Annotated in this window: 24 protein-coding genes and 1 other RNA gene; 11 read left to right on the forward strand and 14 right to left on the reverse strand. The window is 59.0% G+C overall.

The features are described 5' to 3' along the window. Positions 1-20 precede the first annotated feature (20 nt). Both BT119_RS06425 and BT119_RS06430 read right to left on the reverse strand, forming a co-directional pair. Complete coding sequence (locus BT119_RS06425; protein WP_003365875.1) at positions 21-602, reverse strand: alpha/beta hydrolase; 582 nt, start codon at positions 600-602, stop codon at positions 21-23. 213 nt (positions 603-815) lie between these two features. Next, complete coding sequence (locus BT119_RS06430) at positions 816-2,099, reverse strand: MFS transporter (protein WP_003365873.1); 1,284 nt, start codon at positions 2,097-2,099, stop codon at positions 816-818. 637 nt (positions 2,100-2,736) lie between these two features. Here BT119_RS06430 and BT119_RS06435 point away from each other — a divergent pair. Next, positions 2,737-3,729, forward strand: coding sequence for an AraC family transcriptional regulator (locus BT119_RS06435; protein WP_072365136.1), 993 nt, complete (start codon positions 2,737-2,739; stop codon positions 3,727-3,729). A 203-nt stretch (positions 3,730-3,932) separates the two neighbouring features. Here BT119_RS06435 and BT119_RS06445 read toward each other — a convergent pair whose 3' ends face one another. The 4 genes from BT119_RS06445 to BT119_RS06460 all read right to left on the reverse strand — a co-directional run bounded on the left by BT119_RS06445 (position 3,933) and on the right by BT119_RS06460 (position 8,361). After that, positions 3,933-5,162 carry a 2-octaprenyl-3-methyl-6-methoxy-1,4-benzoquinol hydroxylase gene (locus BT119_RS06445; protein WP_003432291.1) on the reverse strand — a complete coding sequence of 410 codons (1,230 nt, stop codon included), beginning with the start codon at positions 5,160-5,162 and terminating at the stop codon, positions 3,933-3,935. Positions 5,163-5,213: 51 nt separating this feature from the next. Then, positions 5,214-6,401 carry a 2-octaprenyl-6-methoxyphenyl hydroxylase gene (gene ubiH / locus BT119_RS06450; RefSeq protein ID WP_003365867.1) on the reverse strand — a complete coding sequence of 396 codons (1,188 nt, stop codon included), beginning with the start codon at positions 6,399-6,401 and terminating at the stop codon, positions 5,214-5,216. Beyond that, positions 6,398-7,732: a Xaa-Pro aminopeptidase gene (gene pepP, locus BT119_RS06455; protein WP_003432287.1), complete on the reverse strand. Its 1,335-nt coding sequence runs from the start codon at positions 7,730-7,732 to the stop codon at positions 6,398-6,400. Before pepP ends, ubiH begins: the two co-directional genes overlap by 4 nt. Before the next feature lie 74 nt (positions 7,733-7,806). Continuing rightward, the gene (locus BT119_RS06460) at positions 7,807-8,361 is read right to left on the reverse strand and encodes a YecA/YgfB family protein (protein ID WP_003432285.1); all 555 of its coding nucleotides are present in this window, start codon (positions 8,359-8,361) and stop codon (positions 7,807-7,809) included. Positions 8,362-8,511: 150 nt separating this feature from the next. On the opposite strand from BT119_RS06460, the gene BT119_RS06465 reads away from it, so the two are divergent. From BT119_RS06465 to BT119_RS06480, 4 genes are all read left to right on the forward strand, one after another. Then, entirely contained in the window at positions 8,512-8,721 is a 210-nt protein-coding gene (locus tag BT119_RS06465) for a TIGR02449 family protein (protein ID WP_002551573.1), read from the forward strand. Beyond that, a complete protein-coding gene (locus BT119_RS06470; RefSeq protein ID WP_003317331.1) occupies positions 8,718-9,047 on the forward strand; it encodes a cell division protein ZapA in 330 nt (109 codons plus the stop codon). The genes BT119_RS06465 and BT119_RS06470 overlap by 4 nt, the downstream gene beginning before the upstream one ends. Positions 9,048-9,077: 30 nt before the next feature. Continuing rightward, positions 9,078-9,256: non-coding RNA, 6S RNA (gene ssrS, locus BT119_RS06475), on the forward strand. 94 nt (positions 9,257-9,350) lie between these two features. Then, the gene (locus BT119_RS06480; protein ID WP_072365138.1) at positions 9,351-9,962 is read left to right on the forward strand and encodes a 5-formyltetrahydrofolate cyclo-ligase; all 612 of its coding nucleotides are present in this window, start codon (positions 9,351-9,353) and stop codon (positions 9,960-9,962) included. A gap of 45 nt (positions 9,963-10,007) precedes the next feature. Here BT119_RS06480 and BT119_RS06485 read toward each other — a convergent pair whose 3' ends face one another. Then, positions 10,008-10,160, reverse strand: coding sequence for a hypothetical protein (locus BT119_RS06485; RefSeq protein ID WP_003317333.1), 153 nt, complete (start codon positions 10,158-10,160; stop codon positions 10,008-10,010). Positions 10,161-10,354: 194 nt separating this feature from the next. Between BT119_RS06485 and BT119_RS06490 the strand changes: the two genes are divergently transcribed. After that, entirely contained in the window at positions 10,355-10,804 is a 450-nt protein-coding gene (locus tag BT119_RS06490; RefSeq protein WP_003365859.1) for an EVE domain-containing protein, read from the forward strand. Between the two features lie 6 nt (positions 10,805-10,810). On the opposite strand, the gene BT119_RS06495 is transcribed toward BT119_RS06490, so the two are convergent. Continuing rightward, the gene (locus tag BT119_RS06495; protein ID WP_003365857.1) at positions 10,811-11,218 is read right to left on the reverse strand and encodes a flagellar basal body-associated protein FliL; all 408 of its coding nucleotides are present in this window, start codon (positions 11,216-11,218) and stop codon (positions 10,811-10,813) included. Between the two features lie 130 nt (positions 11,219-11,348). On the opposite strand from BT119_RS06495, the gene BT119_RS06500 reads away from it, so the two are divergent. The 4 genes from BT119_RS06500 (at position 11,349) to BT119_RS06520 (ending at position 15,584) form a co-directional block, all read left to right on the forward strand. Next, complete coding sequence (locus tag BT119_RS06500; protein WP_072365140.1) at positions 11,349-12,326, forward strand: NADPH:quinone oxidoreductase family protein; 978 nt, start codon at positions 11,349-11,351, stop codon at positions 12,324-12,326. A 530-nt stretch (positions 12,327-12,856) separates the two neighbouring features. After that, positions 12,857-14,488: an S-type pyocin domain-containing protein gene (locus BT119_RS06510; RefSeq protein ID WP_072365141.1), complete on the forward strand. Its 1,632-nt coding sequence runs from the start codon at positions 12,857-12,859 to the stop codon at positions 14,486-14,488. Continuing rightward, on the forward strand, positions 14,485-14,754 hold the full coding sequence (locus BT119_RS06515; protein WP_072365143.1) for a bacteriocin immunity protein: 270 nt from the start codon (positions 14,485-14,487) through the stop codon (positions 14,752-14,754). Before BT119_RS06510 ends, BT119_RS06515 begins: the two co-directional genes overlap by 4 nt. A 47-nt stretch (positions 14,755-14,801) precedes the next feature. Next, positions 14,802-15,584, forward strand: a complete 783-nt coding sequence (locus BT119_RS06520) for a hypothetical protein (protein WP_060708539.1) — start codon at positions 14,802-14,804, stop codon at positions 15,582-15,584. A 70-nt stretch (positions 15,585-15,654) separates the two neighbouring features. On the opposite strand, the gene BT119_RS06525 is transcribed toward BT119_RS06520, so the two are convergent. Continuing rightward, positions 15,655-16,290 (reverse strand): energy transducer TonB, encoded by a 636-nt coding sequence (locus tag BT119_RS06525; protein WP_072365145.1) that lies wholly within the window; start codon positions 16,288-16,290, stop codon positions 15,655-15,657. Next, the gene (locus tag BT119_RS06530) at positions 16,287-16,952 is read right to left on the reverse strand and encodes an energy transducer TonB (protein WP_371857163.1); all 666 of its coding nucleotides are present in this window, start codon (positions 16,950-16,952) and stop codon (positions 16,287-16,289) included. Before BT119_RS06530 ends, BT119_RS06525 begins: the two co-directional genes overlap by 4 nt. A gap of 274 nt (positions 16,953-17,226) precedes the next feature. Between BT119_RS06530 and glpT the strand changes: the two genes are divergently transcribed. Then, complete coding sequence (gene glpT, locus BT119_RS06535) at positions 17,227-18,576, forward strand: glycerol-3-phosphate transporter (RefSeq protein ID WP_054081231.1); 1,350 nt, start codon at positions 17,227-17,229, stop codon at positions 18,574-18,576. Here glpT and BT119_RS06540 read toward each other — a convergent pair whose 3' ends face one another. From BT119_RS06540 to rho, 4 genes are all read right to left on the reverse strand, one after another. Continuing rightward, on the reverse strand, positions 18,577-19,245 hold the full coding sequence (locus BT119_RS06540; protein WP_003365840.1) for a gamma-glutamylcyclotransferase: 669 nt from the start codon (positions 19,243-19,245) through the stop codon (positions 18,577-18,579). Positions 19,246-19,453: 208 nt separating this feature from the next. Continuing rightward, positions 19,454-20,422 carry a CDP-6-deoxy-delta-3,4-glucoseen reductase gene (locus BT119_RS06545; protein WP_003432257.1) on the reverse strand — a complete coding sequence of 323 codons (969 nt, stop codon included), beginning with the start codon at positions 20,420-20,422 and terminating at the stop codon, positions 19,454-19,456. After that, the gene (gene ubiD / locus BT119_RS06550) at positions 20,422-21,888 is read right to left on the reverse strand and encodes a 4-hydroxy-3-polyprenylbenzoate decarboxylase (RefSeq protein ID WP_003317344.1); all 1,467 of its coding nucleotides are present in this window, start codon (positions 21,886-21,888) and stop codon (positions 20,422-20,424) included. Before ubiD ends, BT119_RS06545 begins: the two co-directional genes overlap by 1 nt. A 127-nt stretch (positions 21,889-22,015) precedes the next feature. After that, positions 22,016-23,275 carry a transcription termination factor Rho gene (rho, locus tag BT119_RS06555; protein WP_002551560.1) on the reverse strand — a complete coding sequence of 420 codons (1,260 nt, stop codon included), beginning with the start codon at positions 23,273-23,275 and terminating at the stop codon, positions 22,016-22,018. Positions 23,276-23,343 lie beyond the last annotated feature (68 nt).

The following is a 23,343-nucleotide window of genomic DNA, read 5'->3' on the forward strand; positions in this document are numbered from 1 at the left end:
CCGATAAACAGGCTGCCCGGTCATGCGCGACGACGCGCGTGTTGCTCCAGGCGGTTTTGCAGCCGGTACAGGTAGGCGAACCCCTGCTCCCAGCGCTGATGACCGGACTTGACGTTGATATGCCCGGCCTGACTCAGAAACCCGACTTCCGCGCCCCAGTGACGGGCCATTTCCATGGCGCGCTGGGAGCTGACCGCAGGGTCGTTGTCAGAGCTGACAATCTGCGTCGGAAACGGCAACAGATCAGCAGGGATCGGCGCGAAATTACGCAACGCAGGCGGGCAATTCGGACGCTCGACGTCCGCCGGTGCCACCAGTAGCGCGCCCTGCACCTGACGCAAGGTTTCCAGCGGCGCGAGTTGAGCCCAATGCGCGACGGTGACGCAACCCAGGCTATGAGCGATCAGGATCACGGGGGTGTCGTGCGCGGCAATCGTGCGCTGCAACTCGCCGACCCAGTCTTCACGACGAGGCTTGAGCCAGTCGGCCTGTTCCACGCGTGTGCTGTTGGGCAGGCTGTTCTGCCAGTGGGTCTGCCAATGATCATCAGGAGACCCCTGCCAGCCTGGCACGATCAGATACCGGATCGACTCGTTATGCATGGATTCGCCTCCTGCATGTATGCGTTCATGAGACGAGTATAGGGATGGAAGTTATATTCGCTAAGGAATAAGAAGCTATTTGTTAATTCCCAAAACGAATATCAGCCAATAGACAAAAAAAGAGGCCACTCCCTGCCTTCGAGGAACGGCCTCTAATAAAAATCACTTTCAGGGCAAAGACTATCCGTACTTCGTTACAGGATTACGACGGCCTCAGGTTGCAGGCACAGTACGCGGGCCCTGCTCGCCCGCAGGCAGCGGTACCGGCTCGTCGTACTGCGGGACTTCACGGGCAACGTTCCACACCACGATCGCAGCGACGATGTCGAAGATTGCCAGCACCACGAACAGCGGGCTGTAGCCGATTTTGGTGACCAGCACGCCGAACACCATGGTGAACGCCGCCGCCCCGAAAAAGCCGAACATTCCGCCCATCCCGGTCGCTGTGGCCACCTCGTTCTTGCCGAATGAATCCGAGGTGATCGAATACAGCGCGCCCGACAGGGTCTGGTGGGCAAAACCGCCGATGCACAGCAAGGCAATGGCGGTGTAGGGGCTTTCGACCAGCCCGATGCACGCCGGCCCGATCATGCAGGAGCAGCCGAACAGCATGACCATCTTGCGCGAGGTGAACAGCGACACCTTGCAGTACTTGTGGAACAGCGGGCTGAGGTAGCCGCCCAGTACGCAGCCAATGTCAGCCGCCAGAAACGGCAGCCAGGCGAACATCGCGACTTCCTTGATGTTCATGTGGCGCTCGGTCATCAGGTACAGCGGGATCCACGCATTGAAGGTCTGCCAGGCAGGCTCGGAGAGGATTCGCGCCGAAGCAATCGCGTAGAAATTACGGTTTTTGAACAGTCGCTTCCAACTGCCTTTCCGGGCAGGTGCATCCTTCAGACGCGCTTCCTGGCCGCTGAGGATGTAGTCGCGTTCGGCATCGCCCAGACGCTTCTGATCGCGCGGATGCTTGTACAACAGCAGCCACAGGCCGCTCCACACAATGCCCAGACCGCCAACAATCAGGAACGCCAGCTCCCAGCCACTCTGCAGAATGGCCCAGACCACCAGCGGGGGTGCAAGCAATGCGCCGAACGACGAGCCAATGTTGAACCAGCCGATGGCGACCGAGCGCTCTTTGGCTGGAAACCATTCGGTGGTCGCCTTGACGCCTGCCGGCAGCCCCGCGGCTTCGGTCAGGCCGAGCATGCCGCGGAAGATCGCCAGACTCTGCCAGCCGGTTGCGAATGCGGCGGCAGCGCAGGCGGCAGACCAGGCGATGGCGAAAATCGCAAAGCCCATCTTGGTGCCGATCGCGTCGATGATGTAGCCCGCAACGGGCTGCATGATGGCATAGCACAATTGCCAGGCGACCACGATGTGCGCGTACTGCTCGGTGGAGATGCTCAGCTCGCTCATGAGCGTCGGTGCTGCGACAGACAGCGTATTGCGTGCCAGGTAGTTGACGACCAGGCCGGCCGTGACCAGCCCCACCATCCACCACCGAATGCCTTTTATCTTCATCTCTTCACCCTGTTTATTTTTAGATTGGCGATGAGCGTCCCGCGGCCAAGGCCGTGAGGCGGCTGGTTTTATGTAACTTCAGGTTACGGTTTCTTCAGAAGACTTTTAGGCGCTTTCTGCCGACGATCATGCGTAAAAACGGATTTTTCGCACGAGGAGCATGCCTTTATGGCCTGAGAATTCAGACTGATCATGAGGTTGTTACTCTTTGAATTATTTTTGTGGTTGTAATTTTATTCGAGTCTTATGTTGTCGTACAACATGGAGAACTTATAGTCATTTGCCATTCCAGTGTCAAATGACAGAAACGCTCTGACCTTCATCAGCATGGGCTGGCGACGTGTTGAGAAGGGAGGGAGCGTTTTCGCGTTATACGACGACTGCGCAATTGGCGACTGCTGATAGCTCGTTTGGGCCTATGGGGCACTGCTCAGCGATTAGAGCGCGAACTATTTTCTGTGTGACGGCAAGAAACGCGTCCTGGCACTTGCACAACTGTCACAAATGCTCTCATTCTTGGTGACGGCGTCAGGCAATGGAGTTGCCCGGTGGTGCCTTGTCGGCACCGGCCTGCTGCCGAAGTCACCTTATGCCAGGAAGAGGCGTCCGCATGCCTGAGCCAAGCAGTCTCGCCAGCTGGACCCCCGCTCTGCGCAAGCAGCTCATTGCCTTGGGTATGGACAGCGATGCGTTGTGCCGAAGCGCGGGTATTGACCTGAACAGGCTGAGTGAACCCGATGCGCAATTCTCGCCGGATGTCACCGCCGCGCTCTGGCAACGCGCAGTGCAAGCCAGCCTTGACCCGGCCCTGGGTTTGCGTGTTTCACGCTTTGTCAGCCCGACGGCGTTTCATGCGCTGGGCTACACGCTTGTCGCCAGCGGCTCGTTGCGCGAGGTTTTCGAGCGCATCGTACGTTACCGCTCGATGGCCGAGGACTCTCTGGAGCTGGATTTCAGAACAGTCGGCGAGCGTTATGAATTCCGCTTCGGTACGCCGCCATCCTGTCAGTCACCGGTTCATGAGCTGCTGGATGCATTTGCCGCCATTTACGTACGCACCTGCCGCAATCGGTTAGGCCGGGGCTATGCGCCACTCGCCGTGCACCTGCAACGTCCGGCACCCGAGGATCCGCAGCCCTGGCACGACCTGTTTCGTTCACCGGTCACGTTTGCGGCGCAGGAGAACCTGCTGGAGTTTGGCGGTGATCAATTCGACAGCCATCTGGATGACGGGCCGGTACAGCTGAACGGCCAGGAATCCCAAGGAGATCCGTTACCGTCACTGATCTGGGAACAGCGCGTACGCTCGGCCATCGAAACCCTGCTGCCGGACGGCGAGCCCACCGCCCAAAGCATCGCCGAAGCCCTGCACCTGAGCACGCGCAGCCTGAAGCGCCATCTGGCCGACGAGGGCTGCTGCTATGACCTGCTGCTCAATCAATGCCGCCAGAACCTGGCGCTGCTGCACATGAACGATCAGCAAAGCTCGCTGAGCGAAATCGCCTACCTGCTGGGCTTTTCCGACACCGACTGCCTGAGCCGCGCCTTCAAACGCTGGACCGGGCTGACACCGGAACAGTACCGCAGCGGGGTGGTGCGTTGAGCATTGTCAGGGACACACCATCGTGCCCATGCTGCGCGTCCACTCTTGATCAAGCGTCGCAGCGCACATCCATGACGCAGAGCGTCACGACAGGCATTCCCACGCTGGAGCGTGAGGAACGATAGGTGTCTGGGGGATCGCGAGCGTAACGTGCCCGGAAGAACACCATCGTACCCATGCTCCGCGCAGGTATGTATTGGCTTCTAGTGTGCTTCGATCCGCGCCAGCTCGGGCAGGTCTCCCGACAACCCCAGCGCTTCGCGCACGAACAGCGATTTGGCTTCGGGCATGCGGTTGACCATTTTCAGGCCGGTATTGCGCAACCAGCGCAAGGGCAGCGGGTCGGCCTGGAACAGGCGTTCGAAGCCTTCCATCGCGGCCATCAGCGCGAGGTTGTGCGGCATGCGGCGGCGCTCGTAACGGCCCAGCACACGCAGGTCAGACCAGCGCTCGCCACGCTTTGCAGCATGGGTCAGTACTTCCGCCAGCACTGCGGCGTCGAGGAAACCGAGGTTCACGCCCTGCCCGGCCAGCGGGTGAATGGTGTGTGCCGCATCGCCAATCAACGCCAATCCGCTGGCAACGTAACGCTTGGCGTGACGCTGACGCAGCGGCACGCACAGGCGGCTATCGGCAGACAGCACCTGGCCCAGTCGCCCTTCGAATGCCTGCTCCAGCTCGCGGCAGAACAGGTCATCCTCCAGCACCATCAGGCGCTCGGCTTCGGCAGGTGTGACTGACCAGACGATGGAGCACCAATGCTCGCCCTCGCGTTCCAGCGGCAGAAAGGCCAGCGGCCCGTCATCGGTGAAACGCTGCCAGGCGGTTTTTCTGTGGGGATCGGCGGTACGCACACTGGTGACGATGGCGTGATGCAGGTAATCCCATTCACGCGTCGGCGTTTCGGTCAGGCGGCGCACAGCGGAATTCGCACCGTCGGCGGCCACCACCAGCGGTGCGCGCAGCTGACGACCATCGGCCAAGGTCAGCAGCCAGTCATCGCCGGAGTGACGCATCTGTTCAAGCCGCGCATTGGCCAGCAGACCGATGTCGCTGGCATGCAGGCGGTCGAGCAGCGCGTCCTGCACCACACGATTTTCGATGATGTGGCCCAGCACGTCGGCATGCACGCTGGAGGCCGAGAAGTGAATCTGCCCGGTGCCGCTGCCGTCCCAGACGTGCATATGCGCATACGGGCTGATGCGCCGGGCTGCGATGCCTTCCCACACACCCAGACGCTGAAGGATTCGCTGGCTGGCCGCCGACAGGGCGCTGACCCGCGGCTCGAAGCCCGACTGTTGATCAAATGGCTCGACGCTCAGCGGCCCACCGTCGACCACCAGCACATCAAGGCCGCTGCCCTGCAATGCCAAGGCAAGGGCACTGCCGACCATTCCGGCTCCGACAATCAGCACATCTGCGCGCGTTTCCATGGTCAAACCGTTCTCGCTTGCGGCCGAAGCCCTGTGTTTAAAGTGTGTGATTCACACATCGGATCGAGTCCCCAACCCCATGGCCTGACGGGCAAACCAGCGCTTGGCGGCGGGCAGCAGGTCGAGGCCGAGCAACCCGACGTTACGCCCGGTGGCAACCGCCGACCGGGAGCTGCCGAACAGGCGTGTCACCTTGTCGGAGAAGCCCACGGTCAATTGCTGATCCTGACGCTGACGCTCACGGTAGAGCTGCAGAGTCGACAACTCACCGGGCGGCGCGGCGCTGTCCAGCAGCGTCCCGGCCAGTGCATCGGCGTCACGCAAGGACAGATTGAACCCCTGCCCGGCGACCGGATGCAGGCTGTGCGCCGCATTACCCAGAATCACCAGATGCGAACGCACCTGCTCTTCGGCCTCGATCAGCGCCAGGGGGTAGACATGCCGTGCACCGACCTGACGCAGCGTGCCCAGGCGATAGCCAAACACGCCCTGCAGCTCTTCCAGAAAACTGCGGTCGTCCAGCTCGGCCAGGCGCTGGGTATCGTTGCCCGGACGCGTCCAGACCAGCGCACAGCGGTTTTCCGGCAATGGCAGCAGCGCCATCGGCCCGTCCTCGGTGAAACGTTCGAACGCCTGCCCGCAGTGAGCTTCGCTCGGCGTGATATTGGCAATCAGCGCATGCTGATCGTAGGGCCGTTGCCGCACCCCGATACCCAGCTGCTCGCGCAGGCTGGAACGGCCGCCGTCGGCCAGCACCGCCAGGTCACAGTCCAGCTCGCTGTCGTCACTCAGGCTCAGGCGATAACCGTCGGCCAATGGCTGCATGTGTTTGACCTCGGCCGGCACACGCCAACTGACCACATCACGATCCAGCCCGGCCCACAGAGCCTGACCGAGCCAGGCGTTTTCGACTACGTAGCCGAGCGCCGGAACGCCCTCTTCAATCGCGGACAGGCGAGTGGCGCCGAAGCGACCACGGTCCGACACCTGGATTTGCAGGATCGGCTCGGCGCGTCGGGAAATCTGCTGCCAGAGGCCAAGCCGTTCATAGATGCGTCGCGAGCCGAACGACAGTGCCGAAGAACGCGCATCGTAACTGGGCTGCCAAGCCTCACCCGGCGCGAAGGGTTCGATGAGCACGATTTTCCAGCCGCGCGCCTTGGCACCGGCCTGCAGCGACAACGCAAGGCTTGCACCGACCAGCCCGCCGCCGACGATGGCGATATTGAAGCGGCTCATGCGACCTGTTCCTGTGCAGCCGCCATCAGCGCCTCAATCTCGGCGACGGTCTTGGGCACGCCGCCGGACAGAATTTCACACCCCTGCCTGGTCACAACCACGTCATCCTCGATTCGCACACCAATACCTCGCCATTTCTTCGCGACTTCCAGGTTGTCGGGGGATATGTAAATCCCGGGTTCAACGGTCAGCGTCATGCCGACCTCCAGTACGCGCCACTCGCCGCCGACCTTGTATTCGCCTACGTCGTGCACATCCATGCCCAGCCAGTGCCCGGCACGGTGCATGTAAAACATTTTGTAGGCCTCGCTTTCGATCAGCTCGCCAACGTCGCCGCGCAGCAGGCCCAGTTCGACCAGCCCGGCGGTAATGACCTTGACCGTCGCCTCGTGTGCCTGGTTCCAGTGCTTGTCGGGGCCGATGGCCTCGAAGGCCGCATGCTGGGCCTTGAGCACCAGCTCGTAAATGGCTTTCTGCTCGGGGGAAAACCTGCCGTTCACCGGAAAGGTACGGGTGATGTCGCTGGCATAGCAGTCGATTTCGCAGCCGGCGTCGATCAACACCAGATCACCGTCCCTGAGCACCGCGTCGTTCTGCTGATAATGCAGGATGCAACCGTTGCGCCCCGAGGCAACGATCGAGCCGTAGGCAGGCATCTTCGAACCGCCCTTGCGAAACTCGTAGTCCAGTTCGGCTTCCAGGCTGAACTCGTGCAGCCCGGCGCGGCAGGCCTGCATCGCACGCACGTGAGCCCGCGCCGAAATATCTGCCGCGCAACGCATGACTTTGATTTCCGCAGCGGACTTGTACAGGCGCATGTCGTGCAGCAGATGGTCCAGCGCCACGAACTCCTTGGGCGGCTCGGCACCGAGGTGCGCTTTGGAGCGAATCACGTTGATCCAGTCCATCAGGTGCCGGTCGAATTCGGGATTGCTGCCCATCGCCGAATACACCCGATCCCGGCCTTCGATCAGGCCGGGCAGGATTTCATCGATGTCATTGATGGGAAACGCATCGTCTGCACCGTACTCACGGATCGCGCCTTCCTGACCTGCGCGCAGACCTTCCCACAGCTCGCGCTCGGGATTGCGCTCGCGGCAGAACAAGACGTACTCGCCGTATTCACGACCGGGGATCAGCACCACCACCGCTTCCGGCTCGGGAAAGCCGCTCAGGTACTGAAAGTCACTGTCCTGCCGGTAGACGTGCTCGACGTCACGATTGCGGATGGCAACCGCAGCGGCCGGCAGAATGGCAATGCTGTCCGGCTCCATCTGAGCCATCAGAGCCTTGCGGCGGCGGGCGTATTCGGACTTAGGGATCTGAATCATGGGCAGCAGCGTCCTGATGGAGTCCACCGGCTCGCGCTATGGCACGCGCAGGCCGGTGTCGCAGTGATCGGCTATCAGTGCAGTGAAGGCTTGGGTTGCGGCGCGGACGGCTCGTTGAATTCAGTGAACAGCAGCAGCGGCGCTACGCGCATGTACTCCATGACTTCCATGTAGTCGGTTTCGCCGTCTTCGGACTCTTCCAGCGCGTCCTGAACCTGCGCAATCGCCGCCAGATCCTCAAGAACGGCCTTGGCCTCTGTACCCAGCGGCTTGTCACCGATGTTCAGACCGAAGCCTGTCAAAAATCCCTGACACCATTGGCCCAGCGCGGCAGCGCGCTCGGTCAGTGGTTCGTCGTCGCCCGGCAGCAACAGCACAACGGTCATGTCGTCGCCGGTGAGCTCGCCCTTGACCATCTCTTGCAGACCGATGAGCGCCTGACGGATATTGTCTTGCGGCTCGGTTTCCAACAGTTGCGACGCGTCGGCGAACCAGCCTTCATTGTCGAAACCGGCAGCTGCGCAACTGCGCCCCAGCAACAGGCCATGCAGCTCGGCAGGAGATACCTGGTGACCGCCACTGTTGAGCAGAGTGGCGAACGCTTTGTACGGAGAATTCTGAATGGGCATGGGTAGCTAGTCGCCAAACGGCGCAATGTCTAGAATGAAGGCCTTGTATCCTAGACTATCCGCGCGACAAGATCACCCGGACGGTGGTTCGAGCTTGAGCACAAGCATCGCTCCCCCTGCCATTCATCAGAAAGTATTCAGTGGAAAACAATGGAAGACACCGACCTGCAAGCGCTGATGAAACGTGTGGAGCTGCTCCTGAAGTATGCCGAGCAACTTAAAGGGCAAAACGCACTCTTATTAGCTCAGGAAAAGACCTGGCGCGAGGAACGTGCCCAACTGATTGAAAAAAACGAAATCGCCCGGCAGAAGGTCGAGTCAATGATTTCGCGCCTTAAAGCCCTGGAGCAAGACTCATGAGCAATGGCAACAGCGTTACCGTTCAGATCCTGGACAAGGAATATTCGATCATCTGCCCTCAGGAAGAGCGCACCAACCTGGTCAGCGCCGCCCGCTACCTGGATGGCAAGATGCGTGAAATCCGCAGCAGCGGTAAAGTCATCGGCGCCGATCGCATCGCCGTGATGGCCGCTCTCAACATCACTCACGATCTGCTGCACAAGGAACATCTGCCTGACGTACAGACCAGCGGTTCAACCCGCGAACAGGTCCGCGATCTGCTCGACAAGGTCGATCTGGTGCTGGCGACAGACACGCCCGGCACACCGGATTCAACTCGGGGCTGATTATTGCGGGGCATTTCTGTATACTCGCGCTGCTCCCTGGAGTGCTTGCCAGTCGGTCATGTCCCTGAGCCGATACGCACAACCACGGGGGTTGCACGTTGGGGTTGGTGTGCATGTCCGCTCGACGGAAAGCCTTAAAACCTCCTGCAATCTCCACCTTGAACTTTCGGGTTCAAGGGCTAAACCGACAGCGGTTCGTCGGGGAGTCCATATTCGGTCAGTTGCCAGCCCCGTTGTCTGGCAACGACGACCCCGCTCAAGCTTCAACCTCCTTTCCGGATCAGCCTGCATGACCTCCTGCTCATGATCAGCGCCCAGTCACTTACACGTCCGCAATTGCGCCGCCAGCTACGCAAGGCACGCAAAGCCTTGAGCCGCAGCCAGCAACGCGAAGCCGCACGGGATATTTACCGTCAACTGGCGCAGCACCCACTGTTTCGACGTGCCCGACATGTTTCGCTGTACCTGCCGATGGATGGCGAGATCGACCCGCGGCTGTTGCTGCGCGAAGCCCAGCGCCGCGGCAAGGCAACCTATCTGCCGGTGCTCAACGCATGGCCGCGCACCCGCATGGTTTTTCAGCGCGTGCGTCCCGGCGAGACATTCATCCCCAACCGTTTCCGCATCCCCGAGCCGCGCATTGACCGGGCAAAACAGCGCACTATATGTGCGCTCGACCTGATTCTGATGCCGTTGGTAGGTTTCGATGACGAAGGCGGTCGCCTGGGCATGGGCGGAGGTTTCTACGACCGCAGCCTGGCGTACCTGGCGCGTAGAAAGACCTGGCGCAAACCGGTGTTACTGGGACTGGCTCACGAGTGTCAGAAAGTCGATCGACTGGCGCAGGCCAGTTGGGATGTACCGCTGCAAGGCACGGTATCGGATAAAGGCTGGTATGTGACGCAGACACTCTGATCGTTCAGCCAACAGGGCAATCAACGATCAGAGTACAAGCAGGGCTCAATGCCTGCCGGGGACTTTTTGCTGCTGCTGAGTGATCTCGACTGGAGCGTCATCCTTGGTGGACCACAAGCTCTGTGCATAACCGGTTGTCACGACACCCAAGCCAAACAAAATAACCAGAATCCAGAGTAAATCAGGCTTGCGTTTCATTGACTGCCCTCCTTAGGCAAATCAATACGATGTCAGCATCGGTTTTTGTATAGGCCGTGCAGCAGCGTGGAACTTTAAAGGGCGGCATTTTGCGGTAACGTGAACCAGTACGCAAATAGTGGCGCGAACCGATTGTCGGTTTGTCATCAAGCCATTCGAAATACCGTGAACTTTTTGTCTGTGGAGTGAGCACAATGGCCTATTGGCTGATGAAGTCCGAGCCTGATGAATTCTCGATCAGCGACCTGCAACGACTGGGCAACGCTCGCTGGGACGGGGTGCGCAACTATCAGGCGCGTAATTTTCTGAGAGCCATGACCGAGGGCGACGCGTTCTTTTTCTACCACTCCAGTTGCCCGGAGCCGGGAATCGCCGGCATCGCTAAAATCGCCAGGTCAGCCTATCCGGACCCCACCGCACTGGACCCCGAGAGCCACTATCACGACGCCAAGGCCACGGAGGAAAAGAATCCGTGGAGTGCCATCGACGTCGAGTTCGTGGAGAACTTCAAGCGCGTGCTGGGGCTGGGCTATCTCAAGCAACAAAGCCAGCTGGAGCAACTGCCTCTGGTACAGAAAGGCAGCCGGCTCTCGGTGATGCCGGTCACCGCCGAGCAATGGGCGGCGATACTGGCACTGCGCTGACGGACGTTATTGAACGATGAAGTTATTGAACAGCAGGTCTTCGACAATCGGCTTGCCTTCTTCATCGTTCATGACGCGCTGAACCTGCTTGAGTGCCTCCTGACGAATGTTTTCCTTCGCTTCGGCGCTGCTCATGGAATCAACGGTCTGCTGAGTGAACAGCGAAACCAGTTGATTGCGGATCAGTGCATCATTGCGCTTCACGGCGGCCTCGGCGTCGGCACCGGTCACACGCAAGGAAATGTCAGCCTTGTAGACACGCAGCTTGGGGCCGCCATCGAGCGCGTAGTTACCCACGAACGGAGGCGTCAGCGAGACATAAGCCGCCTTGGGCGCACCACCTTCTTCCTTGGCTTCCTCTTGCGCCATGACAGGCAATGACAAGGCCAGCAACATCAGAATCCACGCTTTCACAGTTCACTCCTTAATACGGTTTGCCACGTAGCTTACAGCTTATGTGTGCTTATCAGGCAGGGCCATGCTTGTTGACCCGGGAACCCGCTTAACTGACTTTATCGGCCATTACCGGAAAAGGAATAGCCCGATGAAAGCCCTGTTATGCAAAGCCTTCGGTCCTGCCAGCACACTGGTGCTCGAAGACGTCCCCGGCCCCGCGATCAAAAAGAACGAAATTCTGCTTGAAGTGCGCGCCGCCGGGGTCAACTTTCCCGACACCTTGATCATCGAGGGCAAATACCAGTTCAAGCCCCCCTTCCCGTTCTCACCGGGTGGTGAGGCCGCAGGCGTGATAGCCGCCGTCGGGGAAAACGTCAGCCACCTGAAACCCGGAGACCGTGCCATGGCGCTCACCGGCTGGGGCAGCTTTGCCGAACAGGTCGCCGTTCCCCACTACAACGTACTGCCGATTCCGCAGGGCATGGACTTCACCACGGCGGCCGCATTCAGCATGACCTACGGCACCTCCATGCACGCGCTCAAACAACGCGCCAACCTGCAAGCGGGAGAAACCCTGCTGGTGCTCGGCGCATCCGGCGGCGTCGGCCTGGCCGCCGTGGAAATTGGCAAAGCCCTCGGCGCCCGCGTCATCGCCGCCGCCAGCAGCGCAGAAAAACTCGAAGTCGCCAGAAACGCAGGCGCGGACGAACTGATCAACTACAGCGAAACCAGCCTCAAGGACGAAATCAAACGTCTCACCAATGGCAACGGCGCCGACGTGATCTACGACCCGGTCGGCGGCGACCTCTTCGACCAGGCCATCCGCAGCATCGCCTGGAACGGGCGCCTGCTGGTCGTCGGCTTCGCCAGCGGCCGCATTCCGGAACTGCCCGTCAACCTGACCCTGCTCAAGGGCGCCTCGGTGGTCGGCGTGTTCTGGGGCTCGTTTGCGCAGCGACAACCGCAGGACAATGCGGCGAACTTCAAGCAGCTGTTTGCGTGGTTTGAAGAAGGGAAATTGAAGCCACTGGTGTCGACGATTTATCCGCTGGAAAGGGCTGGGGAGGCGATTGATTTGTTGGGTGGGCGCAGGGCTGTGGGGAAGGTGGTGGTTTTGGTTAACTGATACTTTGAGCCTGCCCTAATAAGCAATCCGTTAGAGTCAAGTTGAGAACCGTCAAGAAAAATATATATCTACACCACCTCAGCATTCTCGAAGAAATACTGTATCGCCATACACCAACAAGGACTTAATGTATGGCAGATCAAAACCCCGATGAAGAAAAACATCTCTATGTAGTACCTAACATGGGAGGAAACAAAAGCGTAAACACCAGTAATACTGGAGCTGGCAGTAACACAGGTGGCGGTATTGAAATAAATGTCAGCCCTCAGCATACCGCCCCCTCCGATACTAACCACGGATCCAGAACACGCCAAGGTGGCAATTGGTCGTTCGGCTTCAACAGTGGGACTGGTGTTGGCTTCAACGGAGGACTCAGCGGCGGCTTTGGTGGCTCAAGTAGTAAAAGAGCCAAAAAACGAGCCCGCGCCCGCGCTCAAGCCAGGGCAGAAGCTCAGGCTTCGGCACAGCGGCAAGCGGCAGAACACGCGGCTCATCTCGCAAGACTAGAAGCTGAGGCGCATGCTCGGGCAATGGCGGAAGCCGCCGAGCGAGAGCGCGTTGAAGCGCAGGTGCGCGCACAGGCCGAAAAAGATCAGGCACATCGACAGGCTCTTGAAACGCTGACAGCGTCCTATCCCTCGTTACAATCTGGATTGGCACAAAACTACTTACTGGCTTCTGCATCGCTGCCGAATGATCTTCAAAAAGAAATAGCGTCAGGTCATGATCTAAATGCTGATCCCCCACGCGACGAGCAGGCTCTTGAGCTTATACTTCAGAAAAAAACCAGGGTTAACTATTTACTTGCAATCAAACAACCGTTACTGGACGAGCGTCGCGCTCAGGCTCTGAGTCTCACCGGTCAAGAACTTGACCATGCTACACAAAAAGACCACCTGAACTATCTGGTGTACTACAGCCAGGGTGATCCGCCACGTGTGCAGCAGGCCCATGAAGCGTGGGTAAACGCTTTATCTCAAACCTACGAAGCAAAGCTTCTTGCCGAGTCGGTCACGCTGCTCAATGAACAATCAGCAGCGCTTTCCATGCGCCATGCTGAACTGTCGCTGGCCAATAAACCGGCGAGTCAGGAAGCACGACAGGCCGCTGGCATCGACAAGTTGTGGTCAGTTATTGCCCCCGCGTCAACCACCACCGCAGCACCAGGCATCAGAACCGTTGCGACCAACATCGCGAAGGATCAACTCATCAGGATTGCGACCAGAACATTGGGCAGCAATCTGGTTACGTTGCTGGCGATGTATCCACAACCGTTGGGCGACGCAGAACTGCCGCCCGCCGTTATCGCCACACCTCTGTCGCAGCTCAACCTGCCGCCGCATATCGATCTGCACTACCTTGCCAGCGTCAAGGGCACGCTGGATGTCCCTCATCGACTGACATCCGATGAAGCTGGCACAAGCGGCGCTGCACGCTGGGTAGCTACGGACGGTGTGAAAGTTGGTACCAAGGTTCGCGTAAGAACTTTCACCTATAACGCACAGAACAATTCCTACGAGTTTATCCGTGACGGGGAATCGACACCGGCACTGATATGGACGCCAATAGCACGACCGGCGGACAGCTCGACAAGCTCACCCGCAGGACCACCCGCTTTGCCGGTAGATCCAGGCAACGTGGTGACACCTTTTGTACCCGAGCTTGAAGCTTATCCGGCGATTGATCGAGATGATCCTGATGATTACATTCTCATATCGCCGATTGATTCAGGGCTGCCGAATAGCTACCTGCTGTTCAAGGACCCGAGGTCGATTCCGGGGGTTGCGAGTGGGTATGGTGAGCCGGTGACGGCTAGCTGGCTGAGGGGACCGACGGCAAGTCAGCCGACACCCATTCCTTCGAGCATCGCGGAAAAGCTGAGAGGACGACCATTCGCAAGTTTTGACAAGCTGAGGGAAGCGATCTGGTTAGAGGTATCAAAAGACCCGGAGTTGAGCCGACATCTTGGGGAATTAAGCCGTATTGAGGTATCAGATAAACGTGCACCTCTTGTCAGGGCAGCAGATAGGGTAGGTAAACGTGTGAAATATGAAATCCATCACAAACACTGGATTAGCGAAGGCGGAGCAGTTTACGACTTGGACAATTTGGTAATCATGACGCCGAAAGACTATATTCAAGCTCACAGGAAAAACCAATGAAACTCAAATCTCAATTGAGCGACTATACCGAAGCTGAGTTCATGGAAATCCTGAACGAACTTTTTAACGGCGTAAGCGCAACCAAAGAAAATGCTGAAGAATACGTCATTAGCCTTATCGATCACGTTGCAGAAGTGACTGAACATCCAGAAAAATCAGATTTATTGTGTTATCCACCCGAAGGCCGGGAGGATAGCGCCGCAGGGGTTATGAAAGAAATCAAAGAATGGCGAGCTAAAAATGGCAAGCCTGGATTCAAAAGTTAAGTACTCCACAAACTAATAGTTCAAACACTATAAAAAGGAAATCATCCATGGAAGAACTACATCATCACCTACGGCAATTACCTGGTTTTCTGCAAGCCGAGATTGCGGCTTACGTCGGCGACTGGAGCGGGATGAATTATATCGAAATAACCGACAAACACATACAGGCCGTCAACCATCTGATAAATAGTAAACGAGCGCCCCTGCAGCCGATCAATATCGAGTATGCCCATACACTTTGGGGTGACCAGCGCTCAACCAAAGAAGATATGGAAATGAGCGCACACCTACGAACTCTTCCTGGTGACGGCCGTATGGATTTAATTGCCGAAGCCAGATTCTTCATGGAAAGTATCCTGTTCCTAGAGAATTTCAAACGCAGCATCGAAGACTTACTTACTCGGCTATTGGAACTTGGTCGCCAACACGCAGAGCGCATGGCCCAAGAAGCCGCACAACGCCAAGCCGAAGAAGAAGCGCGCGCGCGAGCCGAGGCGGAAGAGGCGGCTCGCCGACTCGCGGAAGAACATGCTGCGCAGCAGCGAGCCATAGAGGCAGCGTTCCAGCTTGCACAGCGTCAGGTCGAAGAAGCCGAGCACGCATTGGCCCTACGCAACGCCGAGGAAGCTCGCGCTAAAGAGGCCGAATCCAACCGAGCGATAGAGATGACGTTCGGGCCTGAGGCGTCGCGAGAAATCGATAATGCGATCAAGGTGCTGAGGGGCACTATCGAAATCGCGATCACCGACTTCTCGAATACGATCAGCGCTCACGGGGCGTTCGATATGAGTCAGCTTGAAGCGATTCAAAATATGAGCGCGACTCACTAACCGCTCACCAACAGTGCGGGGACCAAGGCAATAATGCTTTGGTCCCCGCATTTCGCTAACGCGCCCTCCCTTACAACGCCTTCCTCACATTCTCCGGCAAATAATCAACATACCTGCGCATCGGATTTTTTTGGCATTGAGCGACAATACCCGGCGTCGCTTCCAGCAGCTCAAGAACCAGGGCCTGACGCTCGTCCAGAGTGAGAAACTGCTCTACGACCGGACTGCTCGACAGGTACAGTTCTGTGCGCATCAGCGCATCCGGCTTGACGTCCTTGCGCCATTTGCGTCCCTCGAACATTTCCGTATTCAGCTGCCAGCACAACACCTGCTTCAGCTCGACATTGGCTGTCAGCGGCGGGTTGACATGTGGCCGCCCTGTGAAATTGAACGTGACCGTAACTGCTTCGCCCTCGGGGTGAGAGGCCGGCGGCTGCCAAGGTTCGAAGACCCACTGTTCGACAGCACTTCGGGTCAGGCTGATGAGCCTCGGATCGGGCGCCCCCAGCACTTCCAGGAAGCGCACGCGTCCATCGGCCTGAATGAAAACCCTGATGCTGACACTGCGTTTTACGGAGGAACGAAGCATTGATGTCGGATAGCCCGGCTCAGGCATATGCAACGGCACCGGATACGACGGCAACGCCTGTGCTCCCCACGCCCAAAGCAACCCTGTAATCATCATGCAACCCAGCACGCGGCTCATTCGCCGCCCTCCGCTTGCTCGGCCAACCCGACCATCAACGCCTTGATCGGCGCTGGCAGATAGTCGCCATACAGACGATCGGGATTGCTTCGGCAATTGCTGACCATCATCGGTATCGCGGCGCCCAGTTGCTCAAGCAAGACCTGGCGTTGCGGCTCGCTACGCAGGTGGGCAACATGGCTGCCGAACAGTGCCTGCCCGGTGTGCCAGAACACGTCGACCCTGCTCAGCGGTTCCTTGGGATAGTACTGGCGGGCGGATTTCACTTCGTCGTTCAGGTAGCCGCAGCGGATGTTGCCCAGGCCCACGGTCACTTCGGTATTGAAGCGCCGATAGCCGTGGGAATCAAAAATGACGGGCACGGTGATCGTGGTCATGGGCGGTGCGCCGACTGTTCCGACCCAGGGTTTATAGCGCCATTGGCGGAGTGCCTGCTCCACTGCTGCGGCGAGCTGCGGATGCCCGCTCTCGATCGCCCTAGCTTCACGAACCTGCCCGTCGGATTTGATCCACAGCTGGGCGCGGACCTTGCCTGCGTAGCGGGTCTTGACCAGCTCAGGCGGAAAAACCGGTGTCGGCGTGTATATCGGCACCAGAAATGGCTCTGCAGCGCCTGCGTGAGGGGCCAGTGATGCGGCAATCATGAACGCGGTCATTCTCATTGTTGTAGGGGCTCATCGTCGTGGTGCACCTCCAGGGCGCAGTGATGACGATGGTAAGAACCTGCCGACATATCAGTCAGCACACGACTTCCGGTACGCCTGTAGGACCCATCCCAAATACTTGAAACACCTTTAAACATTTGCGCAATGTTCGTAAAAGAACAGCCGATCGCCTGCATTTCCTACAAGGAATCAGCCCGAAGGCACTGCTTTTTTCTGTAATGAAAATGTAATATTCGCATTCGCAAAAACAACAATAATCAGGAGCTTCTCCATGTTTGGGTTTTTCCGCCCTGCCAGGCATCAGGCACCCCTTCCCGAAGAAAAGGTAGACAGTACCTATCGCCGTCTGCGCTGGCAGATCTTCGCAGGCATCTTTATCGGTTACGCGGGTTACTACCTGCTGCGCAAGAATTTCTCGCTGGCGATGCCGTATCTGATCGACGAAGGCTATACGCGTGGCCAGCTGGGCGTGGCGATGTCTGCCATTGCAATTGCCTACGGCTTGTCGAAATTCCTCATGGGCATCGTTTCGGATCGCTCCAACCCGCGTTACTTCCTGCCGTTCGGCCTGCTGGTCTCTGCGGGGATCATGTTCATCTTCGGCTTCGCGCCGTGGGCGACGTCCAGTGTCACGATCATGTTCGTGCTGCTGTTCATCAATGGCTGGGCACAGGGCATGGGCTGGCCGCCGAGCGGGCGGACGATGGTCCACTGGTGGTCGCAGAAAGAGCGCGGCGGTGTGGTGTCGGTGTGGAACGTGGCGCACAACGTCGGCGGCGGTTTGATCGGCCCACTGTTCCTGCTCGGCATGGGCTGGACCAACGACTGGCATGCGGCGTTTTACGTGCCGGCGGCGGTTGCATTGCTGGTCGCGGTGTTCGCCTTCGCGACCATGCGTGACACACCGCAATCGGTCGGCCTGCCGCCTATCGAGCACTACAAGAACGATTATCCGGAAGGCTACGATGCCAGCCACGAAGAAGAATTCAGCGCCAGGGAAATCTTCATCAAGTACGTGCTGCGCAACAAATTCCTGTGGTACATCGCCATGGCCAACGTGTTCGTTTACCTGCTGCGCTACGGCGTGCTGGACTGGGCACCGACCTATCTGAAAGAAGCCAAGCACTTCACGGTCGACAAGACCTCATGGGCCTATTTCCTCTACGAGTGGGCGGGCATTCCGGGCACGCTGCTGTGCGGCTGGATGTCGGACAAGATCTTCAAGGGCAATCGCGGCCTGACCGGCATGGTGTTCATGCTTCTGGTGACCATCGCCACGCTGGTGTACTGGCTGAACCCTGAAGGCAATCCGACCGTCGACATGATCGCCCTGGTGTCCATCGGCTTCCTGATCTACGGCCCGGTGATGCTGATCGGCCTGCAGGCGCTGGAACTGGCGCCGAAGAAGGCAGCAGGCACGGCGGCAGGTTTTACCGGGCTGTTCGGCTATCTGGGCGGGTCGGTCGCGGCCAGCGCGGCAATGGGCTACACGGTTGACCACTTCGGCTGGGATGGCGGCTTCGTGCTGTTGATCGGCGCGTGCATTCTGGCGATGGTGTTCCTTGCGCCGACGCTGCGGCACAAGCAGGTCGCCAGCACGTCCCGCGACATCAAAGGCTGATCAGGCAGTCTCTGACTTGCAGCGCTTGAGCCGCGCCTCCAGATTCAGGTCTGGCATGGCGTGGCTACGCAGGGCCTTGGCGGTCTGCTCCACGTACTCGCGGGTGGTTCCATAGCGTCCTCTGGCGCTGGCGAGCACCTGGCTCAGCACGCTGTCCGGCAGGTTGCCTGCGTAGCTGGGCAGATGCCGCTCGAGCACGAAGCCCAGCGCCTGCACCTTCCGGCCATCTTCAAGGCGGCAATTGAGCCAGTGCGGGCGATACGAGGGGTACGGCATCTCGCGCTCCCACAAGGCCAGCAGCGATTTTTCCAGGCATTCATCCGGCAGACGATAGGCAAAGCCGGTGCATGAACCGCCACGATCCAGACCAAATACCAGCCCCGGTACTTCAGGCGTGCCACGGTGTTCGTGCGACCAGAGGTAAAGCCCGCGGTGGTAACCGTGCACTCGGGCGCGCTGGCTCTCCACGGCGGTGCACTCGGGACGCCAGATCAGTGAGCCGTAAGCGAACAGCCAGACCGGGCCGCCCTTGTGACGACGCATGGTGGCGTTCATGGATGCGAGCAACTGCTCGCGGGTAAGCTGTGGGCCCATATCGATAACGGGCGGGTACGTCAGGCCAAGGCCGTCATGCACTGCAACGGCCAACTCGTTGATTGGGTTCTCCATTTGCCTCCCTGACAGTCTGACTGTCAGTTTTTACCGAGCCCCGCCGACTCGCTCGTGGTTGAGCGGCATCAGGGTGTCGTGGTTCGGTTGTTGCCACAGGCCAAGGGCCTGCCGTTACTAAAGTTTGCCTGGCGACGAACAGGCGTCGCCATCGGTTGTAATCAGTTAAAGCAATTTACACTCCACTCATGCAGCCGTCAGTCCGGCATTACGGACGCGGTGCGTAGGCGAATACGTCTGCGCGCATCTGATGGGCATCCATTCCGGCGTCGACCAGAGCGTCCAGCGTTCCGTAGATCATCGCTGGAGAGCCGCTGGCGTAGACGTGGACGGCCGACAGGTCCTTGATGTCCTCGCAAACCGCCTCGTGCAGCAGACCGCAACGCCCCTCCCAGCCGCACAGGTCGCTGACAACCTTGTGCAGGAACAGGTTCGGCAGTTTCGCCCACTCATCCCAATGGCTGACCTGGTAGAAATCTTCGGGACGACGCACGCCCCAGTAAAGGTGCACGGGATGACTGAAGCCTGTGGAGCGACAGTGTTCCAACAAACTGTTCATTTGCGCCATGCCCGTACCGGCCGCGATCAGCACCAGCGGCCCGTCCGGCAGCTCTGCAAGGTGGGTGTCGCCAAAGGGCAGCTCGACCCGTGCCATGCGGTTGCGTTGCAGCTGCTCGATCAGACTGCGCGCACTGTCTTCACGAGCCAGCACGTGCAGCTCCAGGTCGCGACCGCTGTGCGGCGCCGATGCGATGGAAAACGCCGACTTCTCGCCGTTCTCGCGCTCGATCATCAGGTACTGCCCGGCGTGATAACGCGGTGGCTTGCCGGCCGGCGCGCGCAGGCCGACCCGCCAGACATCACCACCCACCTCGACACATTCGCTCAACTGGCAGGCAAAGCTGCGCACCGGCAGTTCACCCTTGGCCAGCACGCCATCCCACAGCACCACACACTCAGTCAGCGGCTCGGCCACACAGGTGTGAATTTCGCCGTGATCGAGCGTCTGCCCCGACTGCATCACACGGCCCTCGACCAGCAGAGCCGAGCAGACATGGCAGTTGCCATTGCGACAACTCTGCGGGCACTCGTAACCCAGACGCTGTGCAGCATCGAGTATCCGCTCGCCCGGCAGGGTTTCCAGCACCGCACCTGATGGCTGCAAGGTTACGCGCATCAATCTATTCCCAACTGAGTCCAGATTTCATCCACCCGGCGTGTGGTGGCTTCGTCCTTGACGATCGCCCTGCCCCACTCGCGACTGGTCTCACCTGGCCATTTGTTCGTGGCATCCAACCCCATTTTCGATCCCAGGCCGGACACCGGCGAGGCGAAATCGAGGTAATCGATGGGCGTGTTATCGATCATGACCGTGTCGCGCTTGGGGTCCATGCGCGTGGTGATGGCCCAGATCACGTCATTCCAGTCCCGTGCATTGATATCGTCGTCGGTGACGATCACGAACTTGGTGTACATGAACTGGCGCAAGAACGACCAGACGCCCAGCATCACGCGCTTGGCATGGCCGGGATACTGCTTCTTGATGGTCACCACCGCCATGCGGTACGAGCAACCCTCGGGCGGCAGGTAGAAATCGACGATTTCCGGGAACTGCTTTTGCAGAATCGGCACGAACACTTCGTTCAGCGCGACACCCAGAATCGCCGGCTCATCAGGCGGACGACCGGTGTAGGTACTGTGGTAAATCGGCTTGATGCGGTGCGTGATGCGCTCGACGGTCAGCACCGGAAAGCTGTCGACTTCGTTGTAATAGCCGGTGTGGTCGCCGTAAGGCCCTTCGTCGGCCATCTCGCCCGGATGAATCACGCCTTCGAGAACGATCTCGGCGCTGGCCGGGACTTGCAGATTGCTGCCACGGCACTTGATCAGCTCGGTGCGCGAGCCACGCAGTAGCCCGGCAAAGGCATATTCGGACAGGCTGTCCGGTACCGGCGTCACGGCCCCGAGAATGGTTGCCGGGTCCGCGCCCAGTGCGACGGCGACCGGATAAGGCTCGCCAGGATGCTTGACGCACCAGTCGCGGAAGTCCAGCGCACCACCGCGATGGCTGAGCCAGCGCATGATGATCTTGTTGCGACCGATGACCTGCTGGCGATAGATGCCGAGGTTCTGGCGCTCCTTGTTCGGGCCTTTGGTGACCGTCAGGCCCCAGGTGATCAGCGGCGCGACATCACCCGGCCAGCAGGTCTGCACGGGCAGCATGCCGAGGTCGACGTCATCGCCTTCGATGACGACCTCCTGGCACGGTGCATCCTTGACGACCTTTGGTGCCATGGCGATGACCTTGCGGAAGATCGGCAGCTTGGACCAGGCGTCCTTCAAACCCTTGGGTGGCTCAGGCTCTTTGAGAAACGCCAGCAGCTTGCCGATTTCACGCAGCTCACTGACCGCTTCGGCGCCCATGCCCATGGCTACGCGCTCCGGCGTGCCGAACAGGTTGCCCAGCACCGGGATATCAAAACCAACCGGTTTTTCGAACAGCAGGGCCGGGCCCTTGGCACGCAAGGTACGGTCACAGATTTCAGTCATTTCCAGCACAGGCGAGATCGGCATCTGGATGCGTTTCAACTCTCCGCGCTGCTCAAGCTGCTGCACGAAATCCCTAAGATCTTTGAATTTCATTAACCCGGCCATTTATCCAATAGACGCACATCGTACCTGCTCCAGCCCTTCAAGGCAGCTAATCGGCGGCATGCAGGCAAAAAAAATGGTGCCCCGAAGGGCACCATTTTTTGTTTCAGCCTGCCCGTTACTTGCGTTTCATGGACAGGAAGAACTCGTCGTTGGTCTTGGTCTGCTTGAGCTTGTCGATCAGGAACTCGATAGCCGCGACTTCGTCCATCGGGTGCAGCAGCTTGCGCAGAATCCACATGCGCTGCAGCTCGTCATCAGCGGTCAACAGCTCTTCACGGCGTGTGCCGGAGCGGTTGATGTTGATGGCCGGGAACACGCGCTTCTCTGCGATCTTACGATCCAGAGGCAGCTCCATGTTGCCAGTACCCTTGAACTCTTCGTAGATCACTTCATCCATCTTCGAACCGGTTTCAACCAGTGCGGTGGCGATGATGGTCAACGAGCCGCCTTCTTCGATGTTACGCGCAGCACCGAAGAAACGCTTTGGCTTCTCGAGTGCATGAGCGTCGACACCACCGGTCAATACCTTGCCGGAGCTCGGGATGACGGTGTTGTAGGCACGAGCCAGACGGGTGATGGAGTCGAGCAGGATAACGACGTCTTTCTTGTGCTCGACCAGGCGCTTGGCCTTCTCGATCACCATTTCGGCAACCTGTACGTGACGGGTTGGCGGTTCGTCGAATGTCGAGGCAACCACTTCGCCGCGCACGGTGCGCTGCATCTCGGTCACTTCTTCCGGGCGCTCGTCGATCAGCAGAACGATCAGATGCACTTCCGGGTTGTTACGCGTGATGTTCGACGCGATGTTCTGCAGCATGATGGTCTTGCCCGCCTTCGGCGGAGCAACGATCAGACCACGCTGGCCTTTACCGATCGGTGCGCACAGATCGATCACACGACCGGTCAGGTCTTCGGTGGAGCCGTTACCGGCTTCCATCTTCATGCGGATCGTCGGGAACAACGGCGTCAGGTTTTCGAACAGAATCTTGTTCTTGGCGTTTTCCGGACGGTCGTAGTTGATCGTGTCGACCTTGAGCAGAGCGAAATAACGCTCGCCTTCCTTGGGTGGACGGATCTTGCCAACGATGGTGTCGCCGGTACGCAGGTTGAAGCGGCGGATCTGGCTGGGGGAGACATAGATGTCATCCGGGCCGGCCAGGTAGGAAGCGTCTGCAGAGCGCAGGAAACCGAAGCCGTCCTGGAGAATCTCCAGCACGCCATCACCGGATATTTCCTCGCCACTTTTGGCGTGCCGTTTGAGCAGGGAGAAAATGACGTCCTGCTTGCGCGAACGGGCCATATTCTCAATGCCAGCCTGTTCGGCCATTTCGAGCAATTCGGTAATCGGCTTTTGCTTGAGTTCAGTCAGGTTCATATGGGGAATGACGTAATCATGTATGGAGGGGGAAATTAAGCTTTTGGCTTAATGAGGCCGCGCCGCAG

Source organism: Pseudomonas sp. NFACC10-1 (assembly GCF_900119195.1).
GTDB classification, from domain to species: Bacteria; Pseudomonadota; Gammaproteobacteria; order Pseudomonadales; family Pseudomonadaceae; genus Aquipseudomonas; species Aquipseudomonas cerasi.